This is a genomic window from Streptomyces sp. HmicA12 (assembly GCF_000373565.1).
Lineage (GTDB): Bacteria > Actinomycetota > Actinomycetes > Streptomycetales > Streptomycetaceae > Streptomyces.
Genome location: NZ_KB891809.1, coordinates 68,935 through 85,332, shown reverse-complemented (window position 1 = coordinate 85,332; position 16,398 = coordinate 68,935). Strand labels below are relative to the sequence as shown.

Here is a 16,398-nt window from a genome sequence, read left to right as displayed (position 1 = left end):
AGTAGGCTCTGCACGCATGGGAGCGCAGGACATGCCTACCGGCCCGGTCAACAGCCCGGCCGGCGGCCCGGATCACCAGTGGGCCTCACCGGCCAAGAGACGCCTCGGCGTCATGGGCGGAACGTTCGACCCGATCCACCACGGACACCTGGTGGCGGCCAGCGAGGTCGCCTCGCAGTTCCACCTGGACGAAGTGGTGTTCGTACCGACCGGGCAGCCCTGGCAGAAGAGCGACAAGAAGGTCTCGCCCGCCGAGGACCGTTATCTGATGACGGTCATCGCGACCGCCGAGAATCCGCAGTTCTCGGTCAGCCGCATCGACCTCGACCGCGGCGGACCGACGTACACCACGGACACGCTGCGCGATCTGCGCGCGCTCAATCCGGACACGGACCTCTTCTTCATCACGGGTGCCGACGCCCTGGGTCAGATCCTCACCTGGCGATACACCGAAGAGCTCTTCTCCCTGGCACACTTCATCGGCGTCACCAGGCCAGGTCACACGCTCACCGACCCCGGCCTGCCGGAGGGCGGTGTCTCGCTGGTCGAGGTTCCCGCCCTCGCGATCTCGTCCACGGACTGCCGTGACAGGGTCGCCAAGGGCGACCCCGTCTGGTACCTGGTACCGGACGGTGTGGTGCGCTACATCGACAAACGCCAGCTGTACCGAGGCGAATGACCCTGCACCGCCGAGAGGGGCATCGGTGAACGACCGATACGACGGTTACGACCAGCAGAATTACGAGCTGGTCGGCTATGACGAATTCGGCCAGCCGGTCTACCGGCAGGTGCAGCAGGCGCCGTCGTACGAGCAGCACGCACCCCAGGCGGACCACGCGACGTACGGATACGGTTACGACCCGTACGCGAACGGGCAGCAACAGCCCGTTCCGCCGCAGTCGTACGACCCCTACGGCGGCGCGCAGCAAGGGACTTCGGGCGGGTACGACCCCTACGGCGCGGCCGCCGGGACCGGGCAGCAGCAGCGGGTCGCGCACCCCTCCGTCGCCGAGCAGCAGGCGCAGGCCACCGCGTACATCCCGCAGCAGGCGCCGCCCACGCAGCCGCCCGCCCGGCCGGCCGCCCCGGCGGGGAACGAGGCACCGCCGCGCGAGCACGGCACCGAGCAGTTCGACTTCGTCGAGGAGCCGGACGAGAACTCCGAAGACGTCATCGACTGGCTGAAGTTCACCGAGTCGCGCACCGAACGGCGCGAGGAGGCCAGGCGCCGCGGCCGCAACCGGGTCGTCGCCCTCGTCGTCGTCCTCGCCCTGTGCGTCGTCGGCGGCGCCGGCTACCTCTGGTACGCGGGCAAGCTGCCGTTCCTTTCCGACGACTCCGCGAAGTCCGGCGGCGCCGCCGCGGCCGGACCGCAGAACCGTGACGTCATCGTCGTCCACCTGCACAACACCAAGGGCGGCGGCACCTCCACGGCGCTGCTCGTGAACAACACGACCACCAAGCAGGGCACGACCGTGCTGCTGCCCAACTCCCTCGGCCTCACCGACGAGGAGGGCGGCGCCGCCACGCTCGGCAAGTCCGTCGACGACGACGGCTCCTCGGGCACCAGCGACTCGATCGACACCCTGCTCGGCACCGACATCGAGGGCACCTGGCGGCTCGACACCCCCTTCCTCAGCAACCTCGTCGAGCTCGTCGGGAACATCGACGTCGACACGAACGCCGAGGTCCCCGACCCGGACAAGAAGGGCACCGCCCTCGTCCACAAGGGCCAGGACCAGACACTGAGCGGCGCCATGGCCGTCGCCTACGCCACGTACCGGGCCAAGGGCGAGGCGCAGACCGCACAGCTCATGCGGTTCGGCCAGGTCATGCAGGGCGTGCTCCGCAAGATCTCGTCCGACCCGCAGGCCGCGACGACCACCGTGCAGACGCTCACCCAGATCATCGAGCCGCCGCTGACCGAGAAGGACCTCGGCGCCTTCCTCGCCAAGCTCGCCGACCACGCGAAGCAGGGCGACTACAAGACCGCGCTGCTCCCGGTCCAGCAGGACGGCACGCTCTCCGAGGCGGCAGCGGACTCCGTGGTCAAGGACGTCCTCGGCGGCACCGTGAAGAACACCGACAAGAACGCCTCGCCGCGCGTCTCGCTCCAGAACGCCACCGGCGTCAAGACCCGCACCGAGACGGCCCGCGTCGCCCTGGTCAACGGCGGCTACACCTTCGTCTCCGGCGGCACCGGCACAGCCCGGTCCGCGTCGCAGGTCACGTACGCCGACGCCGACCGCAAGCAGGACGCCGTCGAGGTCGCCAAGACCCTGGGCCTGCCGACCTCGGCCGTACGGAAGGGCAAGACCTCCGCGAACGCGGACGTCTCGGTGGTCCTCGGCCAGAACTACACCGGCAAGTGACGCGGTGACCGGCGCCCCGGAGCGGGGCGCCGGTAAGGCCGTGAGGCCGGCCGGCGGTCCGTGAGACCCTTGGGGTATCCCCGTGAGGGCCCGGTGAGGGACAGTCCGGGGGATTCTGACCTTCGACGGAAAGCCTTGTAGTGACCGCCACCGACCGATCCATCGAGCTCATCAACGCCGCCGCGCAGGCGGCCGCAGACAAGCTCGCGCACGACATCATCGCCTACGACGTCAGCGACGTGCTGTCCATCACGGACGCCTTCCTGCTGGCCTCCGCGCCCAACGACCGCCAGGTCAAGTCGATCGTCGACGAGATCGAGGAGCGCCTGAACAAGGAGCTCGGCGCCAAGCCGGTCCGCCGCGAGGGCGACCGCGACGCCCGCTGGATCCTGCTCGACTACGTCGACATCGTCGTCCACGTCCAGCACAGCGAGGAGCGCGTCTTCTACGCCCTGGAGCGGCTGTGGAAGGACTGCCCCGAGCTGGACCTGCCCGAGGAGGCCAAGGCCACCCGCGGCAAGGCCGCCGAGCACGCCCAGGGCGAGGAGGCGGCCGCTGCCGAGGACATCCGGGAATTCGGCGGTGAGGTCCTTTGACCGCAGCTCCACGCGGCCGCCGGGTCATCCTGTGGCGGCACGGCCAGACCTCCTGGAACCTGGAGCGCCGCTTCCAGGGCACCACGGACATCGCGCTCACCGAGGACGGAGTGGCCCAGGCCAAGCGTGCCGCCCGGCTGCTCGCCTCGCTGAAGCCGGACGCGATCGTCGCCTCCGACCTCGAGCGGGCCGCCGCCACGGCCGGTGAGCTGGCCGCCCTGACCGGCCTCGACATCACGCACGACGAGGGTCTGCGCGAGACGTACGCCGGTGCGTGGCAGGGCCTGACCCACGAGGAGATCAAGGCGCGCTTCGGCGAGCAGTACGCCGGGTGGAAGCGCGGCGAGCCCGTGCGGCGCGGCGGCGGCGAGCTGGAGACCGAGGTCGCCGACCGGGCCGCGCCCGTCGTGCTGCGGCACGCGGACAAGCTGCCGGACGACGGCCTGCTCGTCGTGGTCAGCCACGGCGGCACCATCCGCACCACCATCGGTCGCCTCCTGGGTCTGGAGGCCCACCACTGGGAGGGCCTCGGCGGTCTGTCGAACTGCTGCTGGTCCGTGCTCGGCGAGGGCGCGCGCGGCTGGCGCCTGCTCGAGCACAACGCGGGCACGCTGCCGGAACCGGTCCTCGGCGACGACGACTGACCTGCGAGAACGTCGGTCTGTGGCCGGTCCCCGAGGGCGCGGGGACCGGATTTCACTTTCTGGCGGGGGGCAGGCTAAAGTTCTTCTTGTTCGGCCCGCCGGGGAGAAACCGGGGGAAAGAGCACAAGGGGCTATAGCTCAGTTGGTAGAGCGCCTGCATGGCATGCAGGAGGTCAGGAGTTCAATTCTCCTTAGCTCCACAGTCCGAAGATCCCGTCCCGTCAGGGGCGGGATTTTTCGTTTCCCGCGCGCAGTGCGGCCAGACGGTCGCGCGTCTCGTCGTCCACGGGGGTGTACACGACGATCCGGCACTCCGGCATGTTGTCGATCGAGAGCGAGGTCGACGTCATGCGCAGTTCGCCGTCGAGGTCCTGGTGCCGGAACGTCTTCACGTACTGCCCGTGCGGCGCGACGTCGCCGCTCTTCCACAGCCGGGCGAAGTCGGGGCTGGCCTCGGCCAGCGAGCGTATGAAGTCCTCCCACGCCGGCTCGCCCACGTGCCGCCCGTACGCCGAGCGCAGGATGGCCACCATCACCGGCAGTTCGCTCTCCCGGAAGACCAGCGGGCACAGGTTGTCGGGCGTGACGAACAGCGTCCACAGCGCGTTGGCCCCGCGCCCCGCCACGGGGTCCATGAGATCCGGGCGGACCTGGAACAGGAGCCGGTACGCGAGGTTGGTGGCCAGCACGTCGTACCGCGTGTTGTAGACCACCGCGGGCAGCGGGTCGAGGGCGTCCAGGACCCCCTGCACGTCCGGCCCGAGCGTCTGCCCGAGGTCCTGCGGCGCCGACGCGTACGCCACCCCCGCCAGGTGGTAGAGATGCTCGAGCTCCGGCTGCTCGAGGCGCAGGGTGCGCGCCACCGCGTCCAGGACCTGCGGCGAGGCGTTGATGGGGCGGCCCTGCTCCAGCCACGTGTACCAGGTGACGCCGACGCCGGAGAGCTGTGCGACCTCCTCGCGGCGCAGGCCGGGGGTGCGCCGGCGCGGGCCCGCGGGCATGCCGACGTCCTGGGGGGTGACTCTGGCGCGGCGGGCGCGCAGGAAGGCGGCCAGCTCGGGCCTGCGGCGGTCGGGTGGCTCGCTCGTCGTCCGCTCCGTCGTGGTCATCGTCGTCACATCCCCCATCGTGTGCGCCGGCGCCGCGCCCCGGAAGGCGCGTACCGGGTGGTGCCGGTACCAGCATCATCGGGCTCTCGGTACCCGTGTCCGATCGCCGTCAGGCTCCAGGCATGACGACAACAGTCCCGGAAAGTCCGCGTTCCCCAACTCCCGGATCCAGTAAAGCCCCTGGCACTGACAACGGGCCCGCGGCCGGTCGCGGGCGGCTGCTCGCGCTCGTGCTGACCGCCCAGTTCATGGCCGTCCTCGACGTGTTCATCGTGAACGTCGCCGCGCCCACGATCCGGACCGAACTCGACGCGTCCGGCGCCGCGTTGCAGCTGGTCGTCGCCGGATACACGATCACGTACGCGGTCCTGCTGATCACCGGCGCCCGGCTCGGCGCGCTGTTCGGCCACCGGCGGGCCCTGCTCGCCGGGCTCGCCGTGTTCACCGCGGCCTCGCTCGCCTGCGGCCTCGCGCGCAGCGGCGGCGAGCTCATCGCGTTCCGCATGGTGCAGGGCGCCGGTGCGGCGCTGATGGTCCCGCAGGTGCTCAGCCTCATCCAGCGGAACTTCACCGGGGAGGCCCGCACCCGTGCGCTCGGCGTGTACGCGGCGGTCCTCGCCGTGGGCGCCGCGGTCGGGCAGGTGCTCGGCGGGGTCCTGGTCAGCGCCGATCTGCTCGGCACCGGCTGGCGCTCGGCGTTCCTGGTGAACGTGCCCGTCGGCGCGGTGCTGCTCGTCCTCGGGTGGCGCGCGCTGCCCCGTGACGCCGGCCGCGGTGCGGGCCGGACCCTCGACCTGGTGGGGCTCGTGCTGCTCGGCGGCTCCGTGTCGCTGCTGACCGTGCCGCTGGTGCTCGGCCAGGAGGAGGACTGGCCGCTGTGGTCCAGGCTCTGCCTGGCGTCGTCCGTGGTGCTGTTCGCCCTGTTCTGCCGGTACGAGTCCGCTCTCGCGCGGCGCGACGGGGCGCCGCTGATCGCGCCGCGCGTGCTGCGACTGCCCGGCATCGGCCTCGCCATCCTGCGAGTGCTCGCCGCGATGGCCGTGAACGCCGGTTACCTCTTCGCGCTCACCCTGCACATCCAGAGCGGCCTCGGGTACAGCGCGCTGCGCGCCGGGCTGACCGTCGCGCCCACCGCGGTCGCGTTCGGCGTCGTGGGGCTCACCTGGCGGCGCTGGCCGCGGCGCTGGCAACCGGCCATGATCCCGGGCGGATTCGTGCTCGCGGCGGCCGGATCGCTCGGTACCGGTCTCGCGCTGCACGGCGGAGGCGACGGTGGCGCGGGGCTGTATCTGGCCTTCGTGGCGCTCGGTGCGGGCCTCGCGCTCGCCTTCGGCCCGACGCTCACCGGGGCCCTGGCGACGGTGCGGCCGGAGGACGCGGCGGACGCCAGCGGACTGCTCACCACCGTGACCCAGCTCGGCCAGCTGATCGGCGTCGCCACCTTCGGCACACTTTTCCTCAACCGCTTTGAGGCACTGGGGGCCTCAGGGGCGTATACCTCTTCGGACGCGCTCTTGATGTGCGCTTATGCGCTGGCCGGGGCGGCGGCTCTGGGGGCCGTGTCCGGACTGGTACGCAGGCGTCGCTGACCGTATTGCTCCGGCCGTGGCAGAATCGGACGGCCGGAAGGGGGCTGCGTCCGACCGACGAAGACGGCCCGACGGGAGGGAGTGCGCGATGCCCGCGAGCATCATGGAGGAGGCCGACCGCCTCCTCGGCGTGACGGCGATATCCGCCGAGCCCCCGACCCTGTCCGAGGCCGTCCCCGAGGTCTCCCCGGGCGTCACCCCGCTTCGTCTCAACTGTCCGTCCTGCGGCTCCTCCCATGTCGCCCAGATGCTGGGTGACAACGGCGGGATCTCGTACGTGTGCACGGCCTGCGGCCACAGCTGGAGCTGAGCGGAACGACATGGGGTCACACAGGAGGAAGTGCGACTGGTGCGGCGGCGGTACGCCCATCGTGCGCGACATGGAGCCCGTGAATCCGGAGTACCAGTACTGGTGCGAGGAGTGCGCGCGGGCGCTGATCATAAAGGGCGATCCGATCGAGACGTACCGCGAGTTGGAGGGCGAGCCGATCTACGGCCGTCTCCTGGACGAGCACTGCACCCTCAAGCGGTTCTACTCGTTCGCCAGAGCCTGATCCCGGAGTGCGCCAAGAAGGCGCAGGCCATGCCCACGTAGAGCGCCGACAGGACCAACTCCGCACCGTTCTGACGCAGTTCGGGCCGGTCCCCGCCGTGCGGCACCCACCACAGGGCGTACGAGCAGAAGAGCGCGGCCATGAAGGCGGCGACGCCGCGACGGCCCGACTCCCACACCAGAAGGACGAGCGGTACGCACCACACCCAGTGGTGCGACCAGGAGACCGGGCTGACCAGGAGGGCCGTCGCCGCGCACGCCACGACGGCGAGCGCGTGCCGTCCGCGCAGCGCCGCCGCGACGGCCACCGCGAGTCCCGTGACGCCCGCCGCCGCGGCGATGAGCACCCACCACAGGCCCGGGTCGTCGGTGTGCAGCAGCCGGGCCAGGACGCCGCGCAGCGACTGGTTACCGGTCTCCTCGGCATGCCCGACCCGGCTCGCCTCGAAGACCATCCGGGTCCAGAAGCGGCGCGAGTCGTGCGGCAGGGCCATGGCCGTCAGCGTGGTGACGCCGGCGAACGTGCCCGCCGCCATCCACGCGGGCCGCAGCCAGGGCCGCCACGCGCCCCTGGTGGCCGCCAGCACGAGGCCCGTGCACAGCAGGAACACCGCGAACAGCGCCGGCGTCAGCTTGATCGCGGCGGCCAGGCCGATGCCCACGCCCGCCCAGCGGTGGCCGGGGCGTCGCGTCAGGTCCCACAGGACGAGCACGGCGAGCAGCAGGTTGACCTGGCCGTAGCGCAGGGTCGTCCACACCGGTTCGCACCACACGGCGCCCGCCGCCACCCACAGCGCGTGCTCCACGCGCGCGTGGCGTCGTACGAGCAGCAGGGACAGGTGCACGAACGCGACGAGCAGGGCGAGGTTCGCGGCGGTCGCGAGCGCGCGCAGGTCGGCGACGTCCAGGAGCGTGAGCGGCGTGAACAGCAGTGCGGCGAACGGCGGGTACGTGGTCGGCAGCTCGGCGTGGGTCGCTCTGAGCGCGTACAGGTCGCCTCCCGCCCGTACGGTCGCGCCCTCCGCTCTGTAGACGAGCAGGTCGATCATCGAGACGTGAGCCGCGCGCTGGGCGATCCAGAAGCTCACGAAGGACAGCAGGCAGACTCCCAGGGATGCGGAGACACGACGGTGGGTACGGGGCAGGACGAGCGCGGTCACGGGAGGCACCGTAGTGGCCTCATAAGGATCTTTTCCCAACAAGCTGGGGCAGATGGGAAACGATTTGGTGGTGCACCCAGGTGACCGTGTAATGTTGGCGTCGCCGCCGGGGAAACCGACAGGGAAGACCTGAAGGAAACGGCAGCACACCGCAAGGGGCTATAGCTCAGTTGGTAGAGCGCCTGCATGGCATGCAGGAGGTCAGGAGTTCAATTCTCCTTAGCTCCACAGGAATTGAAAGAGGGCCATCCGATCGGATGGCCCTCTTTCGTGTGTCCTTCTCTCGTATGTCCCGAGCTTTCGTATGTCCCGAGGTCACCTGCGGGCGCGGCTCCGACCCGGAGGCAGCGCCGGTGGCAGGGCCGGGCGCGGCGGAAGCGCCGCCGGGTCCCCTTCGATGCGCAGGGCGAGCGCCGGGCAGCGGCGGACGGCCCGCACCGCGTTCGCCTCCGAGTAGCGCGGCACCGTGGCCTCCGCGACCGCGGGGAAGCCGTCGGGGCCCAGCTGGATGAGCTCTGGCACGATGTCCGCGCACAGACCGTGGCCCTGGCACAGCGTCCAGTCGACGGCCAGGCGTTTGCCGCTGGGCGCCGAGCTCACCGGCCCTTCCGTGTGCAGCGGCAGCACCCCGCGCACCGGGCGGCCGCAGCCCGCGCCCAGCACGTGCGCGGCCAGGTCGTCGGTGAACGCCGAGATCGTCGACTCGATGAACGCCGCCGAACCGTCCGGGTGCTTGCAGGCCCCGCGCCGCTTCACCGCGCGCGTGACCTCGCGCAGCGCCTCCAGCGCGGTCGGGCCGCCACCGTTCAGGACGTCCTCCAGGCCGCGCGCGGCCGCCGGGAGCCCGAGGTAGCAGGGCCCGCACTGGCCCGCACTCTCCGCCGCCAGCCACTGGGCGACCTTCAGGGACTCGCCGAGCGGGCAGGTGTCAGGCCCGATCGGCAGGATCGCGCCCGCGCCCAGAGCGCCGCCGCACGCCTCCAGGGAGGCCCGGGAGACGATCGCGTCCTGCGCTCCGACGCCGTCCAGCCACTTGCCGTGGTAGCCGCCCGTGAGAACGCCCTGGGGCAGCGGGGGAGCGCCGGCCAGCTGGAGGACGTAGCGCAGCGGGACACCGGAGGGGACCTCCAGGACCATCGGGCGGGCGACCGCGCCGGACAGGGTCAGCAGCACCGTGCCGGGCTCGTCGTGCAGGCCGGTGCGGCAGTAGCGCTCGGGGCCCGTGCGGGCGGCGACGGCGAGCTGCGCGAAGGTCTCCGCGTTCGACAGGAGGGTCGGGGCGCCGCCCACCCCGGAGTCGGAGGCGCGCACCTTGCGGCCCGGCGGCATCGGAGGACCGCCGTCCGCCGAGCGGATCAGGGCCGAGGACTCGCCGGTGACCATGCGCACCGGATTGCGCTGCACGCGTGCGCGCAGGGGCGCGTTGCGACGGTTGGACAGGCCGCGCTCGGCGAGGGCCGCCTGCATCGACGCCTCGGTGGAGTCGCGGGTCACGCCGACGACGAGGGTGCGTGCGCCGATCGCCTCCGCGACCAGGAGGGCGCCGTCGAGGATCAGGTGCGGGGCCCGATTGAGCAGGACCGTGTCCTTGCGGCAGGCGGGCTCGTCCTCGCTGCCGTTGACGACGACCACGGGCCGCACACCGCGCCGGATCGCCGACTCGGCGACCGCGCGCAGCTTCTTGGCGAACGGGAAGCCCGCGCCGCCCCGGCCGCGCAGCGACACCGCCTGCGCCAGTTGCGCGAGCTGCTCGCCCGCCAGAGGTTCCAGCGGGCCGTGCACCTTGAGGTGCATGTCGAGGTCGAGCCGCTCCACGAGGTCGAACCCCGAGGTGAGCTGGGGAAGACCGACGACGCGTACTTCGGGGACGTCGGGCAGCGCCGTGTTCACTGCGTGCCTCCGTAAGGCGTGGACCAGGGCTCGCCGGAGGACGGTGCCTGGAAGGGATCGGGGATCGGTTCGGTCGGGGCGTCGTAGGAGCCGGCGCCCTGGTGGGCCGGGTCGTTCCCGTAGGCGGCCTCGTAGGCGGGGACGCCCCCGTAAGGCGTGTCGTACGTGGGGTCGTACGCGGACGGCGGGGCCTCGGCCGGCGGCGGGGGCGAAGGCGCGGGCCAGCGCTGGGTGGGCGGCGGCTCTACGGGGTCCATCGAGGGAAGCGGAGAGGAAGGCGCCTCCATGGGGCCCATGGGGTCTACATAAGGCGTTGCCTGCACATAGGGGAGCGATTCGGTGGTCGCCTCCCTGCGCGGGGTCGCCGAGACGGCGCGGTAGGCGGCCGCGAAACCGGCGTCGGGCGGCGTCGTCGCCGCGGGGCGGACCGGGATGTCCGTGGCCGGCAAGGGCTGCTCGGCCACGTCGCGCTCCGCGCGGGGGGCTCGGACGCGCCGGTCGGCCCGGGTGCCCCGGCCGCCGCGGGTGCTTCGGTCGCCTCGGTCGTCGCGGTCCAGGAAGGCGAAGATCCGGGCCGCCACCTTGACCTTCACGGGGCGTGGCGCCGCGCGCAGGGCGACCGCCGCGGCGACCGCGAGCAGGCACAGGCAGTACAGGACCACGACGTACGTCTTCGGTGGCCGGCCCGCGTACAGGCCGTGCATCAGGGCGAAGCACCAGGCGGGATAGGCGAGCATGTGGGTCGCGCGCCAGCGGGCGGCGAGCCGGGCCGGGGAGGCCATGGAGCTGCGCAGCGCGCCGGTGACGCCCGTGGCCACCATCAGGAGCCCGGCGAGGACGCCGAGGCCGATCAGGCCGCTGCTGCCGGTGACGCCCATGCCGAAGGGGATCAGGGCCCCGATGAGCGTCACGTGGGCGAGCGCCAGTTTCACGCTGACATGCAGCAGCAGGAAGCCGAGCGAGGCGACCGCGGTGGCCCGGTGGACGGCCTGGGACAGCAGGCGCTGCCGGGAGGTCAGGAAGAGGCGGTCCGAGGCCACCAGGCCCCATACGACGGACGCCGACAGCGAGACCAGGGACAGCACGCCCGTGGTGAAGTCGAGCGCCGCTCTGAAGGCGTCGCTCCCCGTGACGACAACCACGGGTATGAGCAGGAGGACCGCCGCGCTCAACACCCCCGTCTTGGCGCGGCGGCCACTACCAGTGGTACGTGAACTCCGAAGCGTGCGAGGGGAGTTCAGAGTTTGCGGGACTCGAGGGTTCATGGGGGCGACTCCGAAAGGTTCGGCACAGTGGACCCACAGCCCGCACTCTAGGTCGCCGAATACCAGCCAGTACGAGGTTTGAGTTATCTCGCTGTTATCTAGAGGAAGCCTGGTATTTGTGTTGCCCCGATAGAGGCCGGTACGCGGAGTAACCAAGGGCGCCCGGTGGGGCGCGAGGAAGCCCGTCGCGGCCCGCGCGCGCCCTGCGGTACCCTGACGCCATGCGTGCCGTACGCCTTCTGCTTAGCGAGCCGCGCTGATCAGTCCCGACCCGCCACTGGCGTGAGGTCGGAATCGGCGCGGCGTCCCCTCCTGTGCGAGGGGCTTTTTCATTTCCTGAGCACTGGCCGCAGGCAGAGACGATCGATGGAGCTTTGAGGATCATGAGCGAGACGAACACCGCCGCCACTTCCGAGGCGGCGGTCGCGCCGCACCGCTACACGGCGGTCATGGCCGCCGACATCGAGGCACGCTGGCAGGACTTCTGGGACGAGGACGGCACGTACGAGGCGCCCAACCCGAAGGGCGACCTGGCCGGGGACTCCGACGAGGCCAGGGCGATCGCCGCCCGCCCGAAGAAGTTCATCATGGACATGTTCCCGTACCCCTCGGGTGCGGGCCTGCACGTCGGCCACCCGCTGGGCTACATCGCCACGGACGTCTTCGCGCGCTTCCAGCGCATGACGGGCCACAACGTGCTGCACACCCTGGGCTTCGACGCGTTCGGCCTGCCGGCCGAGCAGTACGCCGTGCAGACGGGCACCCACCCGCGCGCGTCGACCGAGGCCAACATGGAGAACATGAAGGCGCAGCTGCGCGCCCTGGGCCTGGGCCACGACAAGCGCCGGTCGTTCGCCACGATCGACCCCGAGTACTACAAGTGGACGCAGTGGATCTTCCTGCAGATCTTCAACTCCTGGTACGACGACGACCTGAAGAAGGCCCGTCCGATCGCCGACCTGATCCAGCAGTTCGAGACCGGTGAGCGCGCCGTTCCCGGCGGCGGCTCGTGGGGCGCGCTGAGCGAGGCCGAGCGGGCCGACATCCTGGGCGAGTACCGCCTGGCGTACGCCTCGGACGCGCCCGTGAACTGGGCGCCGGGCCTGGGCACCGTGCTGGCCAACGAGGAGGTCACCGCCGACGGCCGCTCCGAACGCGGCAACTTCCCCGTCTTCAAGGCGAAGCTGCGCCAGTGGAACATGCGCATCACCGCCTACGCGGACCGCCTGCTGGACGACCTGGACGGCCTGGACTGGCCCGAGGCGATCAAGCTGCAGCAGCGCAACTGGATCGGCCGCTCCGAGGGCGCCCGCATCGACTTCGCGGTCGGCGACGAGGCCATCACCGTCTTCTCCACCCGCCAGGACACCCTGTTCGGCGCCACCTACATGGTGCTGGCCCCCGAGCACGACCTGGTCGAGAAGATCACCCCGGCCGCCTGGCCCGAGGGCACCCACGACGTGTGGACCGGCGGTCACGCGACGCCCGCCGAGGCCGTGGCCGCGTACCGCAAGCAGGCCGCCTCCAAGTCGGACGTCGAGCGTCAGGCCGAGGCCAAGGACAAGACCGGCGTCTTCACGGGCGCGTACGCCATTAATCCCGTCAGCGGCGAAAAGGTTCCCGTCTTCATCGCCGACTACGTGCTGATGGGTTACGGCACCGGCGCGATCATGGCCGTCCCGGCGCACGACGCCCGCGACTTCGCCTTCGCGCGCGCCTTCGAGCTGCCGATGCGCTGCGTCGTCGAGCCGTCGGACGACCGTGGCACCGACCCGTCGACGTGGGACGACGCGTTCGTCGCGTACGAGGCGAAGCTGGTGAACTCCTCGGGTGACGAGGTCTCCCTGGACGGTCTGGGCGTCGCCGACGCCAAGGCCCGGATGACCGAGTGGCTGGAGCGCAAGGGCATCGGCCACGGCACGGTCAACTTCCGGCTGCGCGACTGGCTGTTCAGCCGCCAGCGCTACTGGGGCGAGCCCTTCCCGATCGCCTACGACGAGGACGGCATCGCCCACGCGCTGCCCGAGTCGATGCTGCCGCTGGAGCTGCCGGAGGTCGACGACTACACCCCGCGCACCTTCGACCCGGACGACGCCGACACCGAGCCCGAGACGCCGCTGTCGCGCAACGAGGACTGGGTCAACGTCACCCTGGACCTGGGCGACGGCCGCGGCCCGCGCGCGTTCCGCCGCGAGACCAACACCATGCCCAACTGGGCCGGTTCCTGCTGGTACGAGCTGCGCTACCTGGACCCGCACAACAGCGAGAAGCTGGTCGACCCCGAGGTCGAGCAGTACTGGATGGGCCCCCGCGAGGGCATGCCGACCGGTGGCGTCGACCTGTACGTGGGCGGTGCCGAGCACGCCGTGCTGCACCTGCTGTACGCCCGTTTCTGGTCGAAGGTGCTGTTCGACCTGGGCCACATCTCGTCGGCCGAGCCGTTCCACAAGCTGTACAACCAGGGCATGATCCAGGCGTTCGTCTACCGGGACGCGCGCGGCATCGCCGTACCGGCCGCCGAGGTGGAGGAGCGCGACGGCGCGTACTACTACCAGGGCGAGAAGGTCTCCCGGCTGCTGGGCAAGATGGGCAAGTCCCTGAAGAACGCCGTCACGCCGGACGAGATCTGCGCGGAGTACGGCGCGGACACGCTGCGTCTGTACGAGATGGCGATGGGCCCGCTGGACGTCTCCCGGCCGTGGGACACGCGTGCGGTGGTCGGCCAGTTCCGCCTGCTGCAGCGCCTGTGGCGCAACATCGTCGACGAGGCGACCGGTGAGGTCACCGTCGCCGACGTCGCCGACGCGGACATCGACGTGGCCACGCTGCGCGCCCTGCACAAGGCGATCGACGGGGTGCGTGGCGACCTGGAGGGCATGCGGTTCAACACCGCCATCGCCAAGGTCACCGAGCTGAACAACCACCTGGTCAAGACGTACGCGGGCGCGGCGCTGCCGCGCTCGGTCGCCGAGCGGCTGGTACTGCTGGTCGCGCCGCTGGCCCCGCACATCGGCGAGGAGCTGTGGCGCAAGCTGGGCCACACCGACTCGGTCGTCCACCAGGACTTCCCGGTCGCCGATCCGCAGTACGTGGTGGACGAGGCCGTGACCTGCGTCGTGCAGATCAAGGGCAAGGTCAAGGCGCGCCTGGAGGTCTCCCCGTCGATCTCCGACGAGGAGCTGGAGAAGGTCGCCCTGGCCGACGAGAAGGTCGTCGCGGCGCTGGACGGCGCCGGCATCCGCAAGGTGATCGTGCGGGCGCCGAAGCTGGTGAACATCGTGCCTGCGTAACGGGCTCAGGGTTGTTCCCTACGGGCAGGTTGGGGGTTCCGCCGGAACCCTCGGCCTGCCCGCTCCGTTTACGGTGGAGAGAGCGGGACAACGGGGCGGACGAATCGGAGGAGCGCCGTGGAAACTGTGCTGGTGATCGTGGCGCTGATCTTCATCGCGTTCCTGGTGCTCGGCGCGTACGCGACGGTGAAGGCCGTCGGCGCGGCCAAGCGCGGCGTGGACCGCACGGTGGCGCAGGCCCGCAGGACCGTGGAGGACACCACGTTGCGGGCCAAGAGCTTCCAGCCGGGTGCGGCCAGCGAGCTGGCGCAGCTGCGGCTGAAGCTGCGCGGCTCCATGCGGGCCACGCAGGACGCGCTGCACGCGCGCGTGGCCGAGGACGCCACCCTCAAGGAATCCGTCGACCTCTTCGGGCGCCTCAGCGCCCACGGGCATGAGCTGGACGACGAACTGAAGCGCCTGGAGAGCGAGCCCGACAAGGCTCAGGTGGCGCGCCTGCTGCCGGATCTCACAGCGCGTACGGAACAGATCACGAACGCAGCCGACGCCCTGCGGCACGCGGCCCGGGACCGGGCCACCCGGTTCGCGGCCGACGATCTGGACTCCCTGAGCCTGCAGATCGACCTGGAGGCGGGGGCGCTGCGGCACTGGACGACGGAGCCTCGGGCCGAGGAGGAGCCGGGCGCCGCACAGCAGCCCTCGCGGGCCGAGCAGCCCTCGCCGTCCGGGCGGCAGGAGCAGGACCGGCCCGCCGCCATCACCCCGCCCGGTGTACGACCGGTCTATCCGTGGCAGAAGAAACCCCGCCCGGAGAGCACGACTTGATCCACGGCCGCTCGCTGGCCGACAGGCGCCGCTCGTCGGGGGCCGGGCTGCCGACGACGGGCCCCGCCGGGTAATCTCCGGTGCATGTCCCGCCATGTCGCGATCGTCACCGATTCAACGGCCTACCTGCCGCAGCGGACGATGGAGCGCCACGACATCACGGCAGTGCCGCTGACCGTGGTCCTGGGCGACCGAGCACTCGAGGAGGGCACGGAGATCTCCGCCCGTTCGCTCGCCGAGGCGCTGCAGAAGCGGCAGTCGGTGACGACGTCGAGACCCAGCCCCGAGCTGTTCGCCGAGACCTACCGCAGGGTCGCCGAGTCCGGGGCCACGTCCATTGTCTCGCTGCACCTGTCGGCCGAGTTCTCCGGGACCTACGACGCCGCGGTCCTGGCCGCGCGCGAGGCCCCGGCCCCGGTGCGCGTGGTGGACACCGGGATGGTCGCCATGGCGCTCGGCTTCTGCGCGCTCGCGGCCGCGGAGGCGGTGGACGCCGGGGGCACCGTCGACGAGGCGGTGGCCGCCGCGGAGAAGCGGGCCGCGGGCATGTCCGCGTACTTCTACGTCGACACCCTGGACTATCTGCGTCGCGGCGGCCGGATCGGTGCCGCGCAGGCGCTGCTGGGCTCCGCGCTCGCGGTCAAGCCACTGCTGCAGCTCGACGGCGGCCGCATCGAACTCCTGGAGAAGGTCCGCACGGCGTCGAAGGCGATCGCGCGGCTGGAGGAGATCGTCGCCGAGCGCGCGGGCAGTGGGCAGGTGGACATCGCCGTGCACCATCTGGCCGCGCCGGAGCGGGCCGAGGTCCTCGCGGGCCGGCTGCGTGAGCGGCTGCCCGGCCTCGCCGAGCTGCACGTCAGCGAGGTGGGAGCGGTCATCGGGGCGCACACAGGACCGGGGCTGCTCGGCGCGGTGATCTCGCCGCGGGAGTAGGGTTCGCGGCCTGCCGCTGTCGCTGGTGCGGGTGACGGAGTTATCCACAACTGGCGTGTTGTCCCCGGGAATTGACCAAGATCCACTGGTTCGTGCGGTGATGCCTACCGTCTCGGACATGGCACTTCGATCACTGTCTCGGACAGCACAGACATCCAGCGGACCGGGGCGT

14 protein-coding genes and 2 tRNA genes are annotated in these 16,398 nt (G+C 71.3%); 12 read left to right on the top strand and 4 right to left on the bottom strand.

Going from position 1 to position 16,398, the window contains the following annotated elements:
- The first annotated feature begins 16 nt into the window (after nt 1-16).
- From nadD to B072_RS0118280, 5 genes are all read left to right on the top strand, one after another.
- A complete protein-coding gene (nadD, locus tag B072_RS0118300) occupies nt 17-679 on the top strand; it encodes a nicotinate-nucleotide adenylyltransferase (protein WP_026245991.1) in 663 nt (220 codons plus the stop codon).
- Nucleotides 680-704: 25 nt separating this feature from the next.
- Entirely contained in the window at nt 705-2,372 is a 1,668-nt protein-coding gene (locus tag B072_RS0118295) for an LCP family protein (protein WP_018531412.1), read from the top strand.
- A gap of 140 nt (nt 2,373-2,512) precedes the next feature.
- Nucleotides 2,513-2,968 (top strand): ribosome silencing factor, encoded by a 456-nt coding sequence (gene rsfS, locus B072_RS0118290; RefSeq protein ID WP_018531411.1) that lies wholly within the window; start codon nt 2,513-2,515, stop codon nt 2,966-2,968.
- Nucleotides 2,965-3,612: a histidine phosphatase family protein gene (locus B072_RS0118285; RefSeq protein ID WP_018531410.1), complete on the top strand. Its 648-nt coding sequence runs from the start codon at nt 2,965-2,967 to the stop codon at nt 3,610-3,612. Before rsfS ends, B072_RS0118285 begins: the two co-directional genes overlap by 4 nt.
- 127 nt (nt 3,613-3,739) lie before the next feature.
- A tRNA-Ala gene (locus B072_RS0118280) sits at nt 3,740-3,812 on the top strand.
- A gap of 21 nt (nt 3,813-3,833) precedes the next feature.
- Here the strand turns inward: B072_RS0118280 and B072_RS0118275 are convergent.
- A complete protein-coding gene (locus B072_RS0118275) occupies nt 3,834-4,739 on the bottom strand; it encodes a helix-turn-helix transcriptional regulator (RefSeq protein WP_199791057.1) in 906 nt (301 codons plus the stop codon).
- Between the two features lie 212 nt (nt 4,740-4,951).
- On the opposite strand from B072_RS0118275, the gene B072_RS0118270 reads away from it, so the two are divergent.
- From B072_RS0118270 to B072_RS0118260, 3 genes are all read left to right on the top strand, one after another.
- Complete coding sequence (locus B072_RS0118270; protein WP_018531408.1) at nt 4,952-6,310, top strand: MFS transporter; 1,359 nt, start codon at nt 4,952-4,954, stop codon at nt 6,308-6,310.
- 88 nt (nt 6,311-6,398) lie between these two features.
- Nucleotides 6,399-6,620 carry a hypothetical protein gene (locus B072_RS0118265; protein ID WP_018531407.1) on the top strand — a complete coding sequence of 74 codons (222 nt, stop codon included), beginning with the start codon at nt 6,399-6,401 and terminating at the stop codon, nt 6,618-6,620.
- A 10-nt stretch (nt 6,621-6,630) separates the two neighbouring features.
- On the top strand, nt 6,631-6,864 hold the full coding sequence (locus B072_RS0118260; RefSeq protein ID WP_026245990.1) for a hypothetical protein: 234 nt from the start codon (nt 6,631-6,633) through the stop codon (nt 6,862-6,864).
- Here the strand turns inward: B072_RS0118260 and B072_RS0118255 are convergent.
- Entirely contained in the window at nt 6,833-8,023 is a 1,191-nt protein-coding gene (locus tag B072_RS0118255) for a glycosyltransferase 87 family protein (RefSeq protein ID WP_018531405.1), read from the bottom strand. The two genes, B072_RS0118260 and B072_RS0118255, sit on opposite strands and share 32 nt — an antisense overlap.
- A gap of 155 nt (nt 8,024-8,178) precedes the next feature.
- Here B072_RS0118255 and B072_RS0118250 point away from each other — a divergent pair.
- Nucleotides 8,179-8,251 (top strand) — tRNA-Ala (locus tag B072_RS0118250).
- Between the two features lie 87 nt (nt 8,252-8,338).
- On the opposite strand, the gene B072_RS0118245 is transcribed toward B072_RS0118250, so the two are convergent.
- Both B072_RS0118245 and B072_RS0118240 read right to left on the bottom strand, forming a co-directional pair.
- Entirely contained in the window at nt 8,339-9,913 is a 1,575-nt protein-coding gene (locus B072_RS0118245; RefSeq protein ID WP_018531404.1) for an NADH-ubiquinone oxidoreductase-F iron-sulfur binding region domain-containing protein, read from the bottom strand.
- Nucleotides 9,910-11,055, bottom strand: a complete 1,146-nt coding sequence (locus B072_RS0118240; protein WP_234018878.1) for a ferric reductase-like transmembrane domain-containing protein — start codon at nt 11,053-11,055, stop codon at nt 9,910-9,912. Before B072_RS0118240 ends, B072_RS0118245 begins: the two co-directional genes overlap by 4 nt.
- Before the next feature lie 506 nt (nt 11,056-11,561).
- Here B072_RS0118240 and leuS point away from each other — a divergent pair.
- From leuS to B072_RS0118225, 3 genes are all read left to right on the top strand, one after another.
- Nucleotides 11,562-14,468 (top strand): leucine--tRNA ligase, encoded by a 2,907-nt coding sequence (gene leuS / locus B072_RS0118235; RefSeq protein WP_018531402.1) that lies wholly within the window; start codon nt 11,562-11,564, stop codon nt 14,466-14,468.
- Nucleotides 14,469-14,585: 117 nt separating this feature from the next.
- A complete protein-coding gene (locus B072_RS0118230; RefSeq protein WP_078506478.1) occupies nt 14,586-15,293 on the top strand; it encodes a hypothetical protein in 708 nt (235 codons plus the stop codon).
- An 84-nt stretch (nt 15,294-15,377) separates the two neighbouring features.
- The gene (locus B072_RS0118225; protein ID WP_018531400.1) at nt 15,378-16,226 is read left to right on the top strand and encodes a DegV family protein; all 849 of its coding nucleotides are present in this window, start codon (nt 15,378-15,380) and stop codon (nt 16,224-16,226) included.
- Nucleotides 16,227-16,398: the final 172 nt, after the last annotated feature.